General features: G+C 37.4%; 17 protein-coding genes and 1 other annotated feature. Of the genes, 14 read left to right on the forward strand and 3 right to left on the reverse strand.

Annotation, left to right across the window (positions count from 1 at the left end):
- Nucleotide 1: 1 nt before the first annotated feature.
- Nucleotides 2-991: a tryptophan--tRNA ligase gene (gene trpS / locus AC1D0Y_RS06045; RefSeq protein ID WP_026106503.1), complete on the reverse strand. Its 990-nt coding sequence runs from the start codon at nt 989-991 to the stop codon at nt 2-4.
- 76 nt (nt 992-1,067) lie between these two features.
- Nucleotides 1,068-1,272, reverse strand: a binding site (T-box leader).
- Nucleotides 1,273-1,938: 666 nt separating this feature from the next.
- Between trpS and AC1D0Y_RS06050 the strand changes: the two genes are divergently transcribed.
- The 5 genes from AC1D0Y_RS06050 (at nt 1,939) to AC1D0Y_RS06070 (ending at nt 7,551) form a co-directional block, all read left to right on the forward strand.
- On the forward strand, nt 1,939-3,585 hold the full coding sequence (locus tag AC1D0Y_RS06050; RefSeq protein WP_013055414.1) for a peptide ABC transporter substrate-binding protein: 1,647 nt from the start codon (nt 1,939-1,941) through the stop codon (nt 3,583-3,585).
- Between the two features lie 97 nt (nt 3,586-3,682).
- Nucleotides 3,683-4,618, forward strand: coding sequence for an ABC transporter permease (locus AC1D0Y_RS06055; RefSeq protein ID WP_013055415.1), 936 nt, complete (start codon nt 3,683-3,685; stop codon nt 4,616-4,618).
- Between the two features lie 2 nt (nt 4,619-4,620).
- Entirely contained in the window at nt 4,621-5,547 is a 927-nt protein-coding gene (locus tag AC1D0Y_RS06060) for an ABC transporter permease (protein WP_013055416.1), read from the forward strand.
- A gap of 14 nt (nt 5,548-5,561) precedes the next feature.
- On the forward strand, nt 5,562-6,632 hold the full coding sequence (locus tag AC1D0Y_RS06065; protein WP_477707379.1) for an ABC transporter ATP-binding protein: 1,071 nt from the start codon (nt 5,562-5,564) through the stop codon (nt 6,630-6,632).
- A 1-nt stretch (nt 6,633) separates the two neighbouring features.
- On the forward strand, nt 6,634-7,551 hold the full coding sequence (locus tag AC1D0Y_RS06070; RefSeq protein ID WP_028407471.1) for an ABC transporter ATP-binding protein: 918 nt from the start codon (nt 6,634-6,636) through the stop codon (nt 7,549-7,551).
- Nucleotides 7,552-7,833: 282 nt separating this feature from the next.
- On the opposite strand, the gene AC1D0Y_RS06075 is transcribed toward AC1D0Y_RS06070, so the two are convergent.
- Nucleotides 7,834-8,409: a GNAT family N-acetyltransferase gene (locus tag AC1D0Y_RS06075; RefSeq protein WP_028407472.1), complete on the reverse strand. Its 576-nt coding sequence runs from the start codon at nt 8,407-8,409 to the stop codon at nt 7,834-7,836.
- A 451-nt stretch (nt 8,410-8,860) separates the two neighbouring features.
- On the opposite strand from AC1D0Y_RS06075, the gene AC1D0Y_RS06080 reads away from it, so the two are divergent.
- The 6 genes from AC1D0Y_RS06080 (at nt 8,861) to madM (ending at nt 15,438) form a co-directional block, all read left to right on the forward strand.
- Complete coding sequence (locus AC1D0Y_RS06080; protein WP_028407473.1) at nt 8,861-10,225, forward strand: amino acid permease; 1,365 nt, start codon at nt 8,861-8,863, stop codon at nt 10,223-10,225.
- 523 nt (nt 10,226-10,748) lie between these two features.
- Nucleotides 10,749-12,155 carry an amino acid permease gene (locus AC1D0Y_RS06085; RefSeq protein WP_028407474.1) on the forward strand — a complete coding sequence of 469 codons (1,407 nt, stop codon included), beginning with the start codon at nt 10,749-10,751 and terminating at the stop codon, nt 12,153-12,155.
- A gap of 418 nt (nt 12,156-12,573) precedes the next feature.
- A complete protein-coding gene (gene spxA / locus AC1D0Y_RS06090) occupies nt 12,574-12,972 on the forward strand; it encodes a transcriptional regulator SpxA (RefSeq protein ID WP_013055422.1) in 399 nt (132 codons plus the stop codon).
- A 202-nt stretch (nt 12,973-13,174) separates the two neighbouring features.
- Nucleotides 13,175-14,071, forward strand: a complete 897-nt coding sequence (locus AC1D0Y_RS06095; protein ID WP_028407475.1) for a LysR family transcriptional regulator — start codon at nt 13,175-13,177, stop codon at nt 14,069-14,071.
- A gap of 195 nt (nt 14,072-14,266) precedes the next feature.
- Entirely contained in the window at nt 14,267-14,680 is a 414-nt protein-coding gene (gene madL / locus AC1D0Y_RS06100) for a malonate transporter subunit MadL (RefSeq protein WP_028407476.1), read from the forward strand.
- Nucleotides 14,677-15,438, forward strand: coding sequence for a malonate transporter subunit MadM (gene madM, locus AC1D0Y_RS06105; RefSeq protein WP_028407477.1), 762 nt, complete (start codon nt 14,677-14,679; stop codon nt 15,436-15,438). Before madL ends, madM begins: the two co-directional genes overlap by 4 nt.
- 96 nt (nt 15,439-15,534) lie before the next feature.
- On the opposite strand, the gene AC1D0Y_RS06110 is transcribed toward madM, so the two are convergent.
- Complete coding sequence (locus tag AC1D0Y_RS06110) at nt 15,535-16,200, reverse strand: TerC family protein (protein WP_060746421.1); 666 nt, start codon at nt 16,198-16,200, stop codon at nt 15,535-15,537.
- A gap of 360 nt (nt 16,201-16,560) precedes the next feature.
- On the opposite strand from AC1D0Y_RS06110, the gene mecA reads away from it, so the two are divergent.
- The 3 genes from mecA (at nt 16,561) to AC1D0Y_RS06125 (ending at nt 20,276) form a co-directional block, all read left to right on the forward strand.
- Nucleotides 16,561-17,241 (forward strand): adaptor protein MecA, encoded by a 681-nt coding sequence (mecA, locus tag AC1D0Y_RS06115; RefSeq protein ID WP_013055427.1) that lies wholly within the window; start codon nt 16,561-16,563, stop codon nt 17,239-17,241.
- 216 nt (nt 17,242-17,457) lie between these two features.
- Complete coding sequence (cls, locus tag AC1D0Y_RS06120) at nt 17,458-18,975, forward strand: cardiolipin synthase (RefSeq protein ID WP_060746420.1); 1,518 nt, start codon at nt 17,458-17,460, stop codon at nt 18,973-18,975.
- A 119-nt stretch (nt 18,976-19,094) separates the two neighbouring features.
- Nucleotides 19,095-20,276: a competence protein CoiA gene (locus AC1D0Y_RS06125; RefSeq protein ID WP_060746419.1), complete on the forward strand. Its 1,182-nt coding sequence runs from the start codon at nt 19,095-19,097 to the stop codon at nt 20,274-20,276.
- Nucleotides 20,277-20,364 lie beyond the last annotated feature (88 nt).

Genomic DNA, 20,364 nt, shown 5'->3' on the forward strand with positions numbered 1-20,364 from the left:
TTTAACGTTTACGGCCAATTCCCATTGCGTTTCGCATTTTGCGAAGCATTTTATTAGCCGTTGCATTTGCTTTATCGGCACCTTGATCTAAAATATCATCTAGCTCGCTAGAATCAACTAATTCATAATATCTTTTTTGAATTGGAGCAAGTGCTTCAGCTACCACTTTGGCTGTGTCAGCTTTAAAGTCACCATAACCTTTGCCTTCGTACATCGCTTCAATGTCTTCGATCGATTTATTGGCTAGGATTGAATAAATACTTAATAAGTTTGAAATACCTGGCTTATTTTCTTTATCGTAGCGAACAATACCTTCTGAATCCGTTACGGCACTTTTGATTTTCTTTTCAATTGTTTTAGCGTCATCCAAAAGCGTAATGAAAGCTTTTTGGTTTGGATCGGACTTGCTCATTTTTTTCGTAGGATCTTGAAGAGACATGACGCGTGCGCCCACTTTTGGAATACGTACTTCAGGAATAGTGAAGATATCATTGTATTTTTTGTTAAAGCGCTCAGCTAGGTCACGCGTTAATTCTAAATGCTGTTTTTGATCTTCACCAACTGGAACCAAATCGGTGTTGTATAAAAGAATATCAGCTGCCATTAATGGAGGATAAGTTAGTAATCCTGCTGATACTGCTTCTTTTCCAGCAGATTTATCTTTAAACTGAGTCATGCGTTCAAGTTCACCGATATACGCTACGCACTGTAACATCCATCCCGCTTCTGTGTGGGCAGGCACTTCGGATTGAATAAATAAAGTCGATTTTGCTGGATCAATTCCTACCGCTACATACAGAGCAGCAAGGCTGCGAATGTTTTTACGAAGTGCTAAACGATCTTGAGGCGTTGTAATTGCATGCTGATCTACAATACAAAAATGACAGTTATAGTCATGTTGAAGTTCAACAAATTGCTTCATCGCTCCAATGTAGTTACCTAAAGTGATTGTACCGCTTGGTTGAATACCTGAAAAAATTGTTTTCATCAAATCTTCCTTTCATCTGCACATATATGATGCTAATTTACGGATACAACATAAAAAGGCCCATCCGCTCCTAGCATAAGCTAGGGGCGAATGGACCGCGTTGCCACCCTAATTAGCACACATAATTGTGAACTATCTTTATTCATGTAACGTTGAGGTCAACGTTCAAGCTTTGCACTTGAAAGCTCCAAAGTCCATTCTGCAGGTTTCAATGTTTGTTCTCACCAGCCACAAACTCTCTAAAAATGAAAATTCTGCATACTACTCTTTTTCACAGCTTTAATTATATAGTTATTCGTTATTATAACGCGAAAAAGCAGGAATTTAAACATCTTATCGCTAAAAAGTTTTATAAGACAATTTACTGGAATTTTTCAGCGGCAAAAAAAGACAAGAACCTTTTAATTAAAGCATTTCTTGATGAAAATTTGGTGGAGGATTTGGTAAAAATCTTTTATTTAGTATTTCTAATAGCTTTGTAATACTATCGTAATACCTATACTACAAAAAAGATTTTAGAAGTCTGACAAGTAGGCACAATCCTTATAAGATAAGGTTTTTTCCCTCATGACAAAAAAATACCATTAAATAATAGTATTGCAATAAATTTTTAAAATATTTATAATAGGCGTAACAAACATATTTTTTACAAAGGTATTACAATTTCTTAATTTTTCAGAAAACACAAAATAGACAATGTTTTGTTTCAATTAGCGAATTTTGTAATGAATGAGTCTTCTACATATTAAGCGCATACATTGGATTTACAGCATGTAAACAATTGATGACAGTTTCATAGAGTAGAAGAATAATTTTGCAGTGAGGTCTTTAATGCTCTACTACGTGAAAAAATAACTGATTATTTTGTATTGAAAGAGGATTAAGAAATTAGTGCATATCAAAAAAATATGGTTGCCACACAAACAAAATTTAATAGGGGGTAACACGCAATGAAGAAAAGGTTGTCGATTCTTTTCAGTTTGCTGCTTGTAATGAGCTTGTTTTTAGCTGCATGTGGATTTAACAAAGAATCTGGTGGCAGTGAAAATGCTAGCAGTGATGGCGGCGACAAGAAAAAAGAGCAAGAGCTTCGCGTAAACATTAAAACTGAGCCTTTTTCACTAAACCCAGGCTTAGCTAATGATTCAACGTCATCAAACGTATTATTACAAACATTTGAAGGTTTAACTCGTATCGGTAAAGATGGAAAACCTGAAAATGCAATGGCGAAAGATGTGAAGGTCAGCGATGATCAAACTAAATATACGTTTACGATTCGCGACGATGCAAAATGGTCAAATGGTGACCCTGTCACAGCAAAAGATTTCGAATATGCATGGAAATGGGCGTTAGATCCTAAAAACGAATCTCAATATGCATATCAATTATACTATGTTAAAAATGCACAAGCTGCTAATGAAGGAAAAGGTTCATTAGATGATGTTGCGGTTAAAGCAACAGATGATAAAACGCTTGAAGTAACATTAGAAAATCCAACGCCATATTTCTTGGAATTAACAGCTTTCTATACGTACTTCCCAGTGAATACGAAAATTGCTGAATCAAATGAAAAATGGTACACAAATGCAGGCGAAAACTATACGTCAAACGGTCCTTTCAAGCTTAAAACTTGGAAACATAATGACAAAATCGAGTTAGTTCCTAATGAAAACTATTGGGATAAAGATGCTGTAAAACTTAAAAAAGTTGAAATGTACATGATCAATGATAACAACACTGAACTTTCAATGTTCAAAAACGGTGAATTAGACTGGGCGGGTATGCCTACTGGTCAATTACCAGCTGATGCACTTCCTGAATTAAAGAAAGACGGTTCATTAAACATTCAAGAGATTGCAGGTACTTACTGGTACAAGTTTAATACAGAACAAAAACCTTTAGATAACGTGAACATTCGTAAAGCATTAGCTTATGCAATTGATCGTAAAGGTATTACAGAACAAATTACAAAAGACGGTTCAGTTCCAGCGATGGCGGCTGTACCACCAACAATGTTTGAAGACAACAAAAAAGGTTACTTCAAAGACAATGATGTGAAAAAAGCAAAAGAATATTTAGAAAAAGGCTTGAAAGAAATGGGCCTTAAAGACGCTTCAGAACTACCAGCAATTAAGGTTTCATACAACACGGATGAAAAACATGCAAAAATTGCACAAGCTGTTCAAGATATGTGGAAGAAAAACCTTGGTATTAAAGTACAGTTAGACAACTCTGAGTGGGCTGTTTACATTGAAAAATTACACCAAGGAGATTATCAAGTTGGACGTATGGGCTGGTTAGGAGATTTTAACGATCCAATCAACTTCTTAGAATTGTTCCGTGATAAAAAAGGCGGAAACAATGATACAAACTGGGAAAACCCAGAATATAAAAAGTTATTAATTGACTCTCAAAAAGAAACAGATCCTAAAAAACGTCTGGAAATGTTGAAAAAAGCAGAAGGTATCTTCATGGATGAAATGCCAGTGGCACCAATCTACTTCTATACAAACGCTTGGGTACAAGATAAGCAGCTGAAAGATGTTGTGATGTCTGGACTTGGAGACATTCAGATTAAATGGGCTCATTTTGAGTAAGTAACATCAATTATGACAAAGGGTATATGGGGCCTGGTGCTCCATATACTTTTCTTTCTTGTGCGCGAATTTTGTAAAAATATGGAGGTGTGTCAGGGTGTTCAAATATATAGGAAAACGACTTATTTATATGTTTCTATCATTATGGCTGATCGTAACAGCGACCTTTTTCTTAATGCGTGCTGTTCCAGGAGGTCCATTCACATCAGAAAAGCAGCTTCCCCCTGAAATTCAAAAAAATCTAAATCAGTATTACGGTCTAGACCAGCCTTGGTACCATCAGTACTTTGATTATTTAACATCAATTTTAAAGTGGGATTTTGGTCCATCTTTCAAATATAAAGGCCAAACGGTAAATGATTTGATTAACGGCGGATTCCCTGTTTCATTCATGCTAGGGATGGAAGCTATTTTAATAGCGATTGCTATTGGTGTAGTACTTGGTGTTATTGCTGCTTTAAAACATAATAAGTGGCAAGATTACACGGCGATGGTTATTGCAGTTCTAGGAATCTCAGTTCCGAGTTTTATCATGGCAGCGGTATTACAATACGTTTTGGCTATGAAACTACAAATTTTTCCGGTTGCACGCTGGGAATCTTGGGCACACACGGTGTTACCAGCTCTTGCACTTGCTTCAACCCCTATGGCGTTTATCGCACGATTAACTCGTTCGAGTATGCTTGAAGTATTAAGCAATGATTATATTCGTACAGCGAAAGCAAAAGGTTTAAGCAGAGGCGTTATTACAGTTAAACACGCCATGAGAAATGCGATGCTTCCAGTTGTATCCTATATGGGACCTTTAGTAGCAGGGATTTTAACGGGTAGCTTTGTTATTGAAAAGATATTTGGTATCCCGGGATTAGGTTCACACTTTGTACTCAGTATCTCAAACCGAGATTATACAACGATTATGGGCGTAACGGTATTCTACAGTATTTTACTACTTTTTTGTATCTTGCTTGTAGATATTGCATACGGCTTCATTGACCCTCGAATTAAACTTACAGGTGCTAAGAAAGGAGAGTAACTATGCAGCAACTTCCGAAAATTCCTAAAGAAATGTTTGAAACAGCAGGGATTGACCGCGCTCAGGCAGAAAAGATTGAAAAACCGAGTCTTTCATTCTGGCAAGATGTTTTTATTCGTTTTCGCAAAAATAAGCTTGCTATGTTTGGTGTAGTACTAATGGTTCTCCTTGTTTTTATGGCTATATTTGGTCCATTGATGGTGAAATATGATTATGCAACCAATGATTTACTGAATGCTAATCAGGCTCCATCTTCTGAGCACTGGTTCGGTACAGATGAATTAGGGCGTGATGTTTTTGCTCGTACGTGGGAAGGCGCTCGTATTTCATTATTTATCGGATTAGCAGCAGCTTTAATTGATTTATTCATCGGCGTAGTTTGGGGGAGCATCTCTGGATACCGCGGCGGCCGTACGGATGAAACAATGATGCGTGTTGCGGATATCTTATATGGTGTTCCTTACCTTTTACTGGTTATTATTTTAATGGTTATGCTTGGCCAAGGGTTAGGCACGATGATTTTGGCGATGACTATTACCGGCTGGATTAACATGGCCCGTATTGTACGTGGACAAGTATTGCAGTTGAAAAATCAAGAGTACGTAATGGCTTCACAAACATTAGGAGCAACAACAAAACGTATTTTATTTAAACATCTTATTCCTAACGCAACAGGTCCAATTTTAGTAACAATGACACTAACGATTCCTTCAGCAATCTTTACAGAAGCATTTTTAAGCTACTTGGGACTAGGCGTTCCGGCACCGCTTGCAAGCTGGGGAACAATGGCTTCAGAAGGCTTACCTGCTTTGGAATACTATCCTTGGCGCTTATTTTTCCCAGGTTTGTTTATCTGTTTAACAATCTTAGCGTTCAACGTAATTGGTGATGGATTACGAGATGCGTTAGATCCAAAACTACGTAAGTAAGGAAGTGGACTCATATGTCACGTTTATTAGAAGTAAAAAATTTAGCTGTATCATTTAAAACATATGGCGGAGAAGTTCAAGCTGTTCGCGGCGTTAACTTCCACTTAAATAAAGGTGAAACTTTAGCAATTGTTGGTGAGTCAGGATCTGGTAAAAGTGTAACTTCACAAACGATCATGCGCCTTATTCCGATGCCTCCTGGCCGAATCAAAAGCGGTGAAATGCTGTTTGACGGTATTGATTTAGCTAAGAAAACGGATAAAGAAATGGAAGCTATTCGCGGTAAAGATATCGGTATGATCTTCCAAGATCCGATGACTTCCTTGAATCCAACGATGAAAGTTGGGGCTCAAATTGGTGAAGTCGTAATCAAGCATTCCAAAGTATCTAAAGCAGAAGCAAAAAAACGGGCAGTCGAGTTATTAATGCTTGTAGGAATTCCTTTTCCAGAACAGCGTGTGAATCAATATCCGCATGAATTCAGCGGCGGGATGAGACAGCGTGTTGTTATTGCAATGGCTCTTGCTTCTAATCCGAAACTCTTGATCGCTGATGAACCAACAACAGCGCTTGATGTAACAATTCAAGCTCAAATTTTAGAGTTGATGAAAGACATTCAGAAAAAAACGGATACATCTATTATCTTTATTACCCATGATCTTGGTGTAGTAGCAAATGTAGCAGATCGAGTAGCCGTTATGTACGCTGGTCAAATTGTTGAAACCGGCACAGTGGATGAAGTGTTTTACGATCCAAAACATCCGTATACGTGGGGACTGCTAGCTTCTATGCCAAGCTTAGATAACGAGGCAGAAGAAGAGCTTGCTGCTATTCCTGGAACGCCGCCAGATTTAACGAATCCTCCAAAGGGAGATGCATTTGCAGCGCGAAATCCATACGCAATGAAAATTGACTTTGAGCAAGAACCTCCAATGTTCAAAATATCTGATACGCACTATGCGAAAACATGGCTGTTGCATCCCGATGCACCAAAAGTAGAGCCGCCTGCTTCAGTTCAGCGCCGCATGCGTAAAGTTGATAATGTATACAGCACCCCTGTACTCGTAGCGAAGGATGGTGAATAATATGACAGATAAATTATTAGAGATTAAAGGCTTAAAGCAACATTTTTTCACAAGTAAAGGAACAATTAAAGCAGTTGATGGTCTGACGTTTGACATCTTCCGCGGAGAAACATTAGGACTTGTAGGTGAATCCGGTTGCGGAAAGTCAACGACAGGCAGAACGATTATTCGTTTATACGACGCTACTAGCGGTGAGGTGCTATTTAATGGCGAAAATGTACATGGTCGCAAATCCCGCTCAGAGCTTAAAAAATTCAATCGTAAAATGCAAATGATTTTCCAAGATCCATATGCGTCGCTTAACCCTCGTATGACCGTAGCAGATATCATAGCAGAAGGCATTGACATTCACGGTTTAGCTAAGACTAAAAAAGAGCGTATGGCAAAGGTTCACGAGCTTCTTGAAACAGTCGGGCTTAACAAAGAACATGCCAATCGCTATCCACATGAGTTTAGTGGCGGTCAGCGTCAGCGTATCGGTATCGCAAGAGCACTGGCAGTAGAACCAGATTTTATCATCGCAGATGAACCAATCTCAGCTTTGGACGTATCTATACAAGCTCAAGTTGTTAACTTAATGAAAAAGTTACAGCGTGAACGTGGACTAACATATTTATTTATCGCCCATGATTTGTCAATGGTAAAATACATCAGTGACCGCATCGGCGTTATGTACAGAGGTAAGATTGTAGAGCTTGCACCAAGTGATGAACTTTATCGAAACCCTGTTCATCCATATACAAAAGCGTTGCTTTCAGCTATTCCGCTTCCCGATCCTGACAGTGAAAAAACACGTCAGCGCAAAATTTATGATCCAAGTATCCATGACTATAACGGTGAAGAACCGGAGCTTAGAGAAGTATCTCCAGGTCACTATGTGTCTTGTTCTCAAGCAGAGTTTGCCACATATACAACATAACAAAAACGATCTCACAACGAGGTCGTTTTTTATTTAGTTATCAAAGAACACTAAGCTTCAAGTTGCAAAAAACATGTAAGAACAAGTAACATTAGCGCTTTACAGGTATTATACAGTAAAGGATTGAGAAATACTATTAAAAATTTTCAGAATTTTATATTTAAGACAAAATATCTACGTATAAACCTTATAACTAAAGGAATATAAGTGGTTAATAATGTTCTTTGTTGAATAATAATTCAAAAAGTACAAAAAGAAGGTAGACGCATGTCTACCTTCTTTTTATAAATCTGCTAAGATATCGCCGTCTTTACGATTCTTATCAATTTTTAGCACTTGATCTGCTGGCTGATAGGACGCACCGTATATTTCTTTGTCTTTGTACGTATGAATTAACTCGTACGTTTTTTTCATTTTATTTAAAATGCTTTCCTCTGTTTCAGAGGTAGGAGACCAATATAGAATTTCCATTTGGTTAATTTCATTTGTAGCTAATGACCGACGGTTATAGCCAATTGTTTGAGCATGCTTAAAGTCTGCACGTTTATAAAAGTGCAGTCGTTTTGCTGAGTCTGAATCTTTATAGTCTACAGGCTCTACTTCTAAGATAATTGGTTTGTTGTGCTGTTTTAACTCATCAATTAATTTACCGCCAAGCCCTTGACCTCGAGCGTCTTTTGAAACAAAGAGGTAATCGATAAAGATAAATTGGTTTGTTTCCACGTACATTAATACGTGATGAGGTCCTTCATTTTTATGATAAATATCGCTGCGTTCTTGTAAAAGCGTTTCGATATGCTTCTTTGATTTCATTTCTTCAATGGGAAAATATTGACTTAATTTTTCATACCAATTCATAGCACCCTCCTACTGATCTTTTCACGATGATGTTCATAATAGTGTTTAAACAGTTATCTTATCTTTACCCTTTTTAGGGAAAAGTAAGCATCTATAATTGAAAATATAGAAGAATAATCGATTGATTATTCTTAATAATTAGATAATTATAGTAGAATAAGAACATATAATGGAAAAAATGGTTTTTATTATATTTATATCGTAAGTTTATTTGTGAAAATCACAAAAAACTATCGCATTTTTTGTGATTTTTGATAAAATGAACAAAGTGAAGTTTTTTTAATATTGTATTTTATAGATGTGATAGCGATAAAAGTGCAGGTGTGAAACTTGTAATATTAGATTTTTAATACATACACCGTCTGAAATTATTTAGCTGAAAAATAAGTTAATACTATACACGTAGTCGCTATCGCTATTAAATGAAATGGATATGTTAGGAGAGAGAATTATGCAAGGGAACACGCAAGAAAAAGAATTAAGCCGTGGACTTGAGGAAAGACATATTAGCTTAATGTCTTTAGGTGCAGCTATCGGAGTTGGATTGTTTTTAGGTTCTGCATCCGCTATTCGGTTAGCGGGTCCTGGTATTCTTATCATGTATGGAATCAGTGGTCTTGTTATGTTTTTTATTATGAGAGCGCTAGGTGAAATGGCAGTGCAAAATCCAGTAGCCGGTTCTTTTAGTAAGTATGCTAACGATTATTTAGGGCCACTTGCTGGTTATTTAACAGGCTGGAACTACTGGTTTATGTGGATTATTACATGTATGGCTGAAATTACAGCTGTTGGAGTATATATGGAGTTTTGGTTCCCGGGTGTACCTCAGTGGATATGGGCACTTGCAGCACTCGTGATCATGACAGGGGTTAACTTTTTAGCTGTAAAAGCATATGGCGAACTAGAGTTTTGGTTTTCTCTTATTAAAGTAGTAACGATTATCCTTATGATCGTGCTTGGACTAGGCATGATTATCTTTGGAATTGGAAATGGCGGTATTGCAACAGGAATCAGTAATTTATGGAGTCACGGGGGCTTTTTCCCGAATGGTATGAAAGGTGTTCTTTTATCACTTCAAATGGTTATGTTTGCTTACCTTGGTATTGAAATGATTGGGGTAACAGCAGGAGAGGTCAAAAATCCGGAAAAGACATTAACAAAAGCAATTGATAATGTACTATGGAGAATTTTGATTTTTTACATCGGAGCTTTGTTTGTCATTATGTCTATTTATCCTTGGCCAGAGATCGGAACGCAAGGAAGTCCGTTTGTTTTAACATTTGATAAAGCTGGAATTCCCGCTGCAGCAGGGATTATAAACTTTGTAGTGTTAACAGCGGCTTTATCTTCTTGTAACAGTGGAATTTTTAGTACAGGCCGTATGTTATTTAATTTAGCTCAGCATGGGGAAGCTCCAAAACGCTATGCCAACTTAACAAAAGGCGGCGTGCCTGGTGCAGCAGTTATTGCTTCAGCTGTTGTACTGCTAATCGGAGTTGGCTTAAACTATGTTGTTCCTGATAAGGTGTTCACCTGGGTGACGAGTATTGCAACTATTGGAGCAATTTGGACATGGGGAATTATTTTACTTTCTCAAATTCGCTTCCGCAAGGGATTAAGCGATCACCAAGTAAGTGATTTAAAATATAAGCTTCCGTTTTTCCCGTATACGTCATATCTCTCTCTTGCTTTCTTAGCGGGAGTAGTAGTGGTGATGGGTTTTTCCTCTGATACAAGAATAGCCCTTATTGTAGGTCCGGTATGGTTTGTTTTATTGGTTGTTGTCTACTATTCAAAAGGTTTTCATAAAAGATAAAAAATAAAGCGCGGACAAAAGTAATTTCGTTGAAGGAAGATCCGAACGAGTTGAATTCTTGATTAAGAATCCAACTCGTTCGGATTTTTTTATGGTGATGGTGAACGTAGGTTTACTGTATGTAGGGCTTCAAGCTGTTAATTGGAGGGCAAGGTGAAGACTCCTCCCAGGAAAAGCGAGACCCTGCAGGAGCGGAAGCAACGATGAGGCTCGCCGGCCGCTCGCGGAAAGCGAAGTCTTGTACGGAAATCCACAGCGGTGTAACAAGCGTGATTCATACGAACTCATATATCCCATTTGTTCATCTTTAGATTGATGTAGTTGTGTTCCAGCCGCATTTTTTTCCAAAAGAAAATGAAGGATTTATTATTTCACTTTTTGCTTTAGTGTGCTAATATATTATATTGTTAAACAAATGAAGAGATGAATGAAGAAACAAATAATTATTACGTGTTAATAGATTAGCATCGAGCTTTCTATCTCAAAAGTTTAAGCTTTTAGAAAGCAAAAGGAGACACAGCAAATGAAAGATAAAAAATGGGGACTTTGGTTTTTAACAGCCTTTGTAGTTGGTAATATGGTAGGCGGCGGAGTATTTATGCTTCCTTCTAATTTAGCAAACGTATCAAGTCCAGTTGGTTCAACACTTGCTTGGATTGCAACAGGTCTTGGCGTATTCATGATTGCTCTTGTATTCGGGAACTTAGTCATGAGAAAGCCCGAATTAAAAGGAGGGCCTCAAAGTTATGCAGCGAATCTTTTTTCGTCGCCTAAAGCAGGTAAAGTAGCAGGGTATAGCATGGCTTGGGGCTACTGGGCAGCCAACTGGGCTGCAACAGCATCTGTCATCATATCGTTTGCGGGATATTTAACAACGTTCTTTCCAGTAATGGAGAGTAAGGATATTTTATTTTCAGTTGGAGATTTTCAATTAGAAGCTGGAAAATTCATTACGTTTTTAGTATGTTCTATTGTCCTATGGGGAATTCAAGCTATTTTGCAGCGAGATATCAATAGCGCCGGTAATATTAACTTTATCACAACGGCAGCTAAAATTATTGGATTCGGTTTATTTATTGTCGTGGCGCTATCGCTATTTAGCGCATCCAACCTGGTCAGTACAGAATTTGTTAATTCAAAGGGTATAAATGTAGGATTGGGAAGTCAGGTCAATGGGGCAGCCATTGCTACGCTGTGGGCGTTTATCGGAATTGAATCGGCTGTACTGTTATCTAACCGTGCAAAATCACAAAAAGTAGTGAAGAAAGCAACACTGCTTGGATTATTGATCTCAATGGTTATCTATGTGGGGATTACGCTTCTAGCTATGGGGATTCTTTCAACAGCTCAGCTTCAGCAGTCTCAAAAACCTTTGGTAGATACGTTAGAAATGGTGATTGGACATAAAGGTGCTTACGTAATGGCCATTTTAGCACTTATTTCTTTATTAGGTTCTACGGTTGGATGGATTGTTGTTAGTGCAGAAGTTCCTTATCAAGCAGCAAAATCAGGGTTGTTTCCACAGTGGTTTGCTAAAACAAATCAGAACAATAGTCCAGCCCGCTCACTAACATTAACAAATGGCTTAACACAGTTGTTTTTGTTTGCGACTATTTCAGGTACAGTTTCGCAAGCCTATAATTTCGCTATTGTTGTAGCTACTCTCGCTTATTTAGTTCCTTATTTCGTGACGACAGTTTATCAATTAAAGCTTATTGTGACGGGTGAGACGTACGACACGATTAAAGGATCGCGAGTAAAAGACGGAATCATTGCCTCGTTAGCACTTATTTATTCACTTTGGGTGATTAAGACAGGTACAGCTGATTTAAAAACATTTTTCTTAGGTATTGGCTTATTTGTAATCGGGCTGTTACTGTATCCTATCTTAATGAGACGAGGAAAAAGAAGCACATCAGCTATTAAATAAATAAGAGGTTATCTCAAAAGCTTTGCAGAAAAGTCAGTTCTTCTGCAAGGCTTTTTTAGTGACTGAAAAATTTGAGGAATTTGTAAAAGAAAAAAATAATAAAAAAATGAAACTAATCTACAGGTTTATTCGTAATAGTAGTGTGGTAAATAAATAATGAAGAAAATCGGCAATGAAAATAATGACAGTGAAGGAACGAACTAATGCACTAGTCCACTTCAAAAAGTATATCATTCCGATGAAGTTTATAGTATAATGCAAATAGATATTATTTTTTAAAAGTAATTATAAAGTAGTATCGATTTTCATTATCAGTCATTAAATATTTACACTCGTTGAAGTTTGTATAAAACAACATGATTTACAGTTCATGTTTTAAATGTTATGACCGATTATGATAGAAGGAGTGAAGGAGTAAATGGTTACATTATATACATCACCAAGTTGTACATCTTGTCGTAAAGCGAAAGCTTGGTTAGAGGAAAATGATATTGGATATACAGAGCGTAATATCTTTTCAGAGCCGTTATCAATCGACGAGATTAAAGAAATTTTACGTATGACAGAAGATGGAACAGATGAAATCATTTCAACACGTTCGAAAACTTTCCAAAAACTAGACGTTCAGGTAGACGCTATGCCTTTGCAAGATTTGTATGAATTAATTCAGCAAAATCCTGGCTTATTGCGCCGTCCGATTATCATTGATGAAAAACGTCTACAAGTTGGTTACAATGAAGACGAGATCCGTCGTTTCTTACCACGTAAAGTGCGTACTTTCCAACTTCGCGAAGCTCAAAGACTTGTGAATGGTTAATTTTTATATTTGTCTGTTTAAGATTTAAATAAGAAACCAACCAAGTAACGTTTGCTTGAAGTTGGTATATAAAAAAATAAGCAGCAGGGAGCCACTGGCTCCCTGCTGCTTATTTTTTGTCGAAATAGCAGGGAAAATGAAGTATGTATGTAATTAGTAAAGAAAGAGAGTAACTAAACACATAAAAGTGGTGGTGAACGGATTGGAGCTTTTACAGCTAAAATATTTCCAAGTAGTTGCTAGACTAGAACATATCAGTAAAGCGGCCGAAGAGCTATACGTATCTCAGCCTGCGCTCAGCAAAACGATTTCACAGTTAGAAAAAGAGCTAGGCATTCGTTTGTTTGATCGAAACGGTAAATACATTAAATTAAATCGGTATGGTAAAGCATTCTGTGCCAAAGTAGAACTTGCTTTAAAAACATTAGAAGACGCAAAGCACGAGCTAAAGGATATGTCGAACGATCCATGTGAAGAAATTCGCCTTGTTGTATTAGCTAGTTCACATTTACTTCCAGAGCTATTAAGCAGATTTCGTGAGCAATATCCTCAGGTGCGTTTTCGACTGATGCAGCATTTGACTAATTCTAATTCACAGCCTGATTTTGATTTATGTATTTCAGCTTTTCCATTAACAACCCGTCAGATCGAACATACTCCTTTGCTCCGTGAATCGATTTTGCTTGCAGTGCCTCTTGATCATCCTTTAGCCAAGCAATCACGCGTAAAGTTAAATGAACTTAAAAATGAGAAATTCATTGTGCTAAAGAAAGGAAAAGAGCTAAGGAAAATAACGGATGTAATTTGTAAGGAACAGAATTTTGTACCTCAAATTACGTTTGAAAGCGATGACCCAGCAACAGTGAGAGGTTTGATTAGAGCGAAGCAAGGAATAGGTTTTATTCCTGAAGTAACTTGGGGAGGTTCTACAGGGAAAGATGTAAAACTGCTGAAAATTGAAGAGGAAATATTTGAACGTACAATCTTTTTAGCTTGGAACAACGGAGGCTACGTGACGGATTTACAACAAATCTTTAGGCAGTTTGTGATTGATTATTTTAAACATTTACCCTCCGGTATACCTCATGAATACATATAAGAATCATGACTAAATGTCATGATTTTTATTTCTTTTTCGAATAAATCTAAAGTGAACAGTAGAGAAAAACTGTATTATGTCATTTTTGATATAAGTATATAACTAAAAATGCATAGGTTATTCAACTTTTTTCCTTTACACTATTTTTAAACCGTAAAGTAAACGCTTTCAATAATGGGTTGGGGAGGAAGTAATATGATAATCTTCGGTGTAGCGCTGCTGTCTATTTGCATGTTGATAGGGGTAATTGTAGGGGACGCATTAGGAGGGCTGATGGGAGTAGAAGCCAACGTTGGAGGAGTAGGGGTATCCATGCTTCTTCTTGTACTAGCGGTGGATTATTTAAAGAAGAAAAATAAGCTCCAAGTAAAATCCGAAGAAGGCATTGCTTTTTGGGGAGGTATTTATATTCCTATCGTGGTAGCAATGTCTGCACAGCAAAATGTTGTAGCTGCTCTTGATGGAGGAGGCATGGCGCTTCTTGCAGGGGTGGTAGTAGTCGTAGTAGGCTTTTTATCCATACCATTTATCAGCAGAATAGGAGAGAAAGCGAAGGTGAAAGAACAAGAAATAGAGCTTTCTATTTTACCTAAGGAGCAGGTCAAATGATGAATATGATCAAAGAAGGATTAGAAAATAACGGGCTGATTACGGCATTTGCTATTATTGGGATTGTCATGTATATTGCTTATTTTTTATCAGATAAATTAACAAAAGGAAGAGTTCACGGATCTGCTATTGCTATTATGTTTGGATTGATCCTTGCTTATATCGGTGGAGTGAATACAGGAGGAGAGAAAGGGATTTCTGATATACAGTTATTTTCAGGAATTGGTTTAATGGGCGGAGGGATGCTGCGAGATTTTGCCATTATTGCTACTGCATTCGGCGCTAATTTTAGCGAAGTCAAAAAAACGGGAATCAGCGGGATTACGGCCTTGTTTTTTGGGGTTTTCTATTCCTTTGTAATAGGTGTAATTATTGCTCTTTGTTTTGGATATAGAGATCCCGTTGCTTTGACCACAATCGGAGGAGGAGCCGTGACCTATATTGTGGGGCCGGTTTCTGGAACTGCGATTGGAGCCTCTTCTGATATTATCGCGTTAAGTATAGCTGTAGGATTAATTAAATCCATTTCAGTTATGATTTTAACACCGGTATTTGCTAAGAAAATCAAATTAAACAACCCTCGTACAGCAATGATCTATGGAGGAGTTATGGGGACGACGAGCGGTGTAGCAGCTGGTTTAGCCGCGACAGATGTAAAACTTGTACCTTACGGAGCCATGACAGCTACATTTTATACAGGTCTTGGTTGCTTACTCGTACCATCTATTCTTTTTTTACTGACAGAGATTATTTTTTAAGTGTACAAAGTGTTTTATGAATAAAAGACTGCTGTGCTCATTAAACTAAAGAAAAGGCCATACTAAATAAAAATGTTTAGTATGGCCTTTTCTTTATCATTTAGTTGAACGAAAGCTATTAACAACCATGCCGCTTATCAGCACGACAGCAATTGTTATAAACGGAATAAATGTTCCTAGAGATGTATGCTCTGCAAAGAATGAATGTAAGTTCTTTTCATGCCCAATCATATTTCCAGCAGTATAAGCTAAAATAGCTGCCCCACCATAAACGAGCAGGGGAAATCGCTCCATCAAATACAAAATGAGCTTGCTTCCCCAAACAATAATGGGGACGGATACGAGTAATCCGGTAACAACCAACATAATATTTCCATGAGCTGCGCCTGCTACAGCTATTACATTATCTAGTCCCATTACAATATCAGCAAATACAATCGTTCTTACAGCGGCGCCTAATGTCACACCTGCACGGATTGAAGATGCATCATCACCTTCTGATACAAGAAGCTTAAAGGCAATAATCACTAATAAAAAACCGCCGATGAGCTGCAAGTAAGGAATAGTTAGTAAATAAACAGCTAAAATAGTAAGTACAATGCGAACGATCACAGCTAAGCCAGTCCCTAAAAAAATAGCTTTATTTCGCTGATATTCAGGTAAGTTGCGGCTTGCTAAGGCAATAACAATAGCGTTGTCTCCACCTAATACAATATCGATACCGATAATAAGAAGAATGGAGGTTATTAATTCTAAATCCAATAGTCTTCCCTCCCAATATGTAAGGATAAGTAGCTCATATTGCTTTATCTGTGTTCATTTTTAACAAAAAGCGTTCATAGGGTAAAGAGATTATGTATATAACAAAGTAAGGTGTAAGGTGGCTATGAGTTGTCAGAGTATTTTTTATTTCCTTTCTTTCGCGTTTTGTCATAAAATAGATATACAAGGTTCACTCAAATAGTGTATGCTTGTATATCCCAAGTTAGAATGCTTTACAAAGTGAGAAAGTACATGTAATATTGCTTTAACACGGGGGTAAAATAGTCCCTTCATCGTTTAGGGGTAATGTTCGAAATGGCCGGATTACCTTCACTGATTTTTCCGAAGGGAGAGATGATAATGGAAATCGAACGCATTAATGAAAACACAGTAAAATTCTTTGTCACTTACGTAGATATTGAAGAACGTGGATTTGATCGCAATGAAATTTGGTTTAGCCGAGAGCGCAGTGAAGAGCTATTCTGGGAGATGATGGACGAAATTCATCAAGAAGAAGAGTTTGTAGCAGAAGGTCCTCTTTGGATTCAAGTACATGCGCTTGAGAAGGGGCTAGAGGTTATTGTAACAAGAGCACAAGTTTCAAAAGACGGTCAAAAGTTCGAAGTACCTGTTGGTGAAAATGATAAAATCGATATCCCTGTAGATGGAAAAATTGAAGCGTTGCTTGATCATCAAGCGAATCAAAATAAAAAAGCTGATTTTGAAGAAGAAATTATAGAAGACGAAGGGCTACAGTTCGTCGCACGCTTTCAAGACTTAGAACATTTAATTTCCTTAAGTCACCATTTAGAGTTAGATGATATCATCAACAGCATGTACGTGTTTGAAGGGAAATATTATTTATACGTTGAGTTTACAGATGATGAAGATTTTGTAGCTGAAATTGATAACATTTTAAGTATCATTTTAGAATATGCAAATGAATCAAATGTAACAGTTCATCGTTTAATGGAATATGGAAAAGAATTAATCAGTGAAAATGCACTTGAACAAGTAAAACAGTATTTTCCTTTACGATAATAGCAGCCGATTTCATGTATATGAAATCGGTCTTTGTTTTGTCTTCATTTTGGGAAAAGCTCTCTGCTTGTATGAAACGAACATAAGTGGAGAAAGAAGGAAACTCGTTTCTGAACGAGAAAAGTGTAGGGTTAAAATCCCTAGTTTGAGGATAATAACGGTACATGGATCCGGTGTTAATGACGAAAGATTGGTTTTAGGATAGGTGAAAACAAGTTGAAAAATAGATTACAGCTTTTAATTTTTGTTATTGGTATTATTGCTTTGCTTTATTTTACAAAAGGGTATTGGGACGGTAAATTTATTGGCGTGCTAAGTATCTTAATTACGATTAGTGTTGTTTTCATCGGTCTTGTTATTTCATTAGAAAACCGTCATCCAACTCAAACGCTAACGTGGCTCGTAGTATTAGGCGGTTTCCCGGTAATAGGGTTCTTTTTTTATTTGTTATTTGGACGCAATACGCGAAAACGGCGTTTATTTGCTAAAAAAGCAAAGCTGGATGAACAGGTGCTTTTAAAGATGGAAAGAGATTCCGATATATTAGAAAATCACTTTGAACAGTTGGGCACCAGTAGAAAGCAAATGCTGAAGCTAGCCGTCAGGCTTGGCAAGAGTCCAATTTCTTTTTCATCAGATACACGCGCATTGACGAATGGAAAAGAGACGTTTCACGAAATTATGGAATCATTAAAGCATGCAAGGCATCATATCCACTTAGAGTATTACATCGTACGACATGATCACTTAGGAGAACAAATTAAAGATATTTTAATTCAGAAAGTACAAGAAGGAGTTTATGTACGTTTCTTGTATGATGCCGTGGGCAGTTTTCAGCTTTCACCGCATTATATTCACGAGTTAAGAAACGCTGGCGTAGAAATGATTCCATTCTTGCCGGTGAGACTTCCATTTCTCAATAATAAAATCAACTTCCGTAATCATCGTAAAATTGTAGTCATTGATGGAACAATTGGATTTGTAGGAGGTTTGAACATTGGTGATGAATATCTCGGGAAAAGTCGGCATTTTGGCTTTTGGAGAGATACCCATTTGATGGTGAGGGGTGAGGCAGTCCGTTCATTGCAGCTTATTTTCTTGCAAGATTGGTATTATATGACAGGTCAGACGATGCTTACTCAAACGTATCTATCGCCGGATTTAATTGACATTGATATGGAAAAGTGCGGCGGTGTTCAAATGATTGCCGGCGGACCAGACCGTGAGTGGGAAATTATTAAACACTTATTTTTTTCGATGATTACGTCTGCGAAAGAGTCCATTTGGATTGCTTCTCCTTACTTCATACCTGATGAAGATATTTTTACTTCTCTCAAAGTAGCTGCTCTAAGCGGTATAGATGTAAGGCTTCTTGTACCTCAGAAGCCCGATAAAAAAATTGTTTTTCATGCATCACGCTCTTATTTTCCTGAGCTGCTAGAAGCAGGTGTGAAAATTTACGAGTATAAAAAAGGATTTATGCACAGCAAAATTGTGATTGTTGATAGAGAAATTGCCTCTATTGGAACAGCTAACATGGATATGAGAAGCTTTCATTTGAATTTTGAAGTAAATGCTTTTTTATATCGCACAGCTAGTACCCAAAAACTCGTATATGAATATATGCAAGATTTAGAAGAAACGAGTGAGCTTCACTTTAAAGACTTTGAAAAGCGGCCATTTATACAGCGGCTATTTGAATCAACGGCTCGTTTGCTTTCACCGCTATTATAATCGCTGTAAACCACATTGCGTATGTTGCAATGTGGTTTTTTTCTGAAAGAAAAGGGTTTAGTAGAAAGGTGTCGAATACAAGGATATAGCTCGCTGCTATAGGAAGGAGAAATGTACGATTGTTAGTTGCCCAAACAGAAGAAGGTCTCATTTCACTAGCTCAGCGCTTTTCGCTTGAACAGCTTAAGCTGTGGAAAAAAGAAAAGCAGTTCTACTGTCCCTCTTGTCAATCCCCTGTACAGTTAAAGGTAGGTACAAAAAAAATCCCTCATTTTGCTCACCTGAAAAAAACGTGCGTCGCTCAGCATGAAGGTGAAACAGATTATCATCTCGATGGAAAACGAAAGCTGTTTCACTGGTTTAGTTCTCATGTTGAAGTCGAGTTAGAAAGTTATCTTCCTGACATTATGCAGCGTCCAGATCTTCTTGTAAATACGCCCTCGCAAAAATATGCAATCGAATTTCAATGTGCTTCCTTATCTTCCTCAGTGCTAACCAAACGTTCTATTCATTATGAGAAAGGAAATTATATGCCCCTTTGGATTATGGGAGCAAAAAGAATGAAGCGCTTATCCACTTACATGTATAAACTTTCTTTTCAAGAGTGGCAGTTTCTTACTCTTTCCGATTATACGCCCACACTTCTTTATTTTTCACCTTCTACTAATCAACTGTTGAAACTTGAACATCTTATTCCTTTTTCATCTCAGATTTGTTATGCACAGCTTGTCGTGCTTTCTCCTCACGAGCATACCTTTCATGATCTTTTTTCTACACATACACAACCTCAATTTTTCTCTTCATGGATAAAGAAAAAGAAGGCATGGAGAACGCATTATATCCTCTATCCTAATCAGAAGCTTCAGCCTTTTTTACACGCTCTTTATGAAAAAAATATTCCTCCCTCCCATATTCCAGCAGAAGCAGGCATGCCGCTGCCTTCTTTATACATGGTTGAAACGTCTGCTACTATATGGCAAACGTGGCTGCTTCTTGATTTAATGCAGCAGAAGCAAGTAGGGGATTTAGTTACAGAACAAGAGTTATGTCGGCTATGGCTCTACAGAATTCATAAGCGGCACATTGTATTTCGGTCTTTAACCATGGCTCCTGTTGCTATGGAACAGCCCCTGTTTGAGTATATAGAGGTATTATGCCGGCTAGGAATGCTAACGTATATAACTTCTGGAGTATACAAAATCAGAAGGCCCTACACGATTCCAAAGCAAACATCTGATGCTTTTTTAGAAGATGGACAAATGATGAAAAGGTGGTTAAATCAAGCAAAAGAAGTGACATAATCACTGAAAATCAGTACGCTTAAGAAAGAATCCTTTTTTCAAAAGCGTACTGACTTTTGATTAATTCTTTTAAAACAACATACAATAA

Source organism: Priestia sp. P1_B12_1, assembly GCF_056406695.1.

Coding starts and splice junctions, on each gene's coding strand:
- AC1D0Y_RS06050 (WP_013055414.1), top strand. CDS start 1,939: ATGAAGAAAAGGTTGTCGATTCTTTTCAGTTTGCTGCTTGTAATGAGC.
- AC1D0Y_RS06060 (WP_013055416.1), top strand. CDS start 4,621: ATGCAGCAACTTCCGAAAATTCCTAAAGAAATGTTTGAAACAGCAGGG.
- AC1D0Y_RS06065 (WP_477707379.1), top strand. CDS start 5,562: ATGTCACGTTTATTAGAAGTAAAAAATTTAGCTGTATCATTTAAAACA.
- AC1D0Y_RS06070 (WP_028407471.1), top strand. CDS start 6,634: ATGACAGATAAATTATTAGAGATTAAAGGCTTAAAGCAACATTTTTTC.
- AC1D0Y_RS06075 (WP_028407472.1), bottom strand. CDS start 8,409: ATGAATTGGTATGAAAAATTAAGTCAATATTTTCCCATTGAAGAAATG.
- AC1D0Y_RS06080 (WP_028407473.1), top strand. CDS start 8,861: ATGCAAGGGAACACGCAAGAAAAAGAATTAAGCCGTGGACTTGAGGAA.
- AC1D0Y_RS06085 (WP_028407474.1), top strand. CDS start 10,749: ATGAAAGATAAAAAATGGGGACTTTGGTTTTTAACAGCCTTTGTAGTT.
- spxA (WP_013055422.1), top strand. CDS start 12,574: ATGGTTACATTATATACATCACCAAGTTGTACATCTTGTCGTAAAGCG.
- madL (WP_028407476.1), top strand. CDS start 14,267: ATGATAATCTTCGGTGTAGCGCTGCTGTCTATTTGCATGTTGATAGGG.
- madM (WP_028407477.1), top strand. CDS start 14,677: ATGATGAATATGATCAAAGAAGGATTAGAAAATAACGGGCTGATTACG.
- mecA (WP_013055427.1), top strand. CDS start 16,561: ATGGAAATCGAACGCATTAATGAAAACACAGTAAAATTCTTTGTCACT.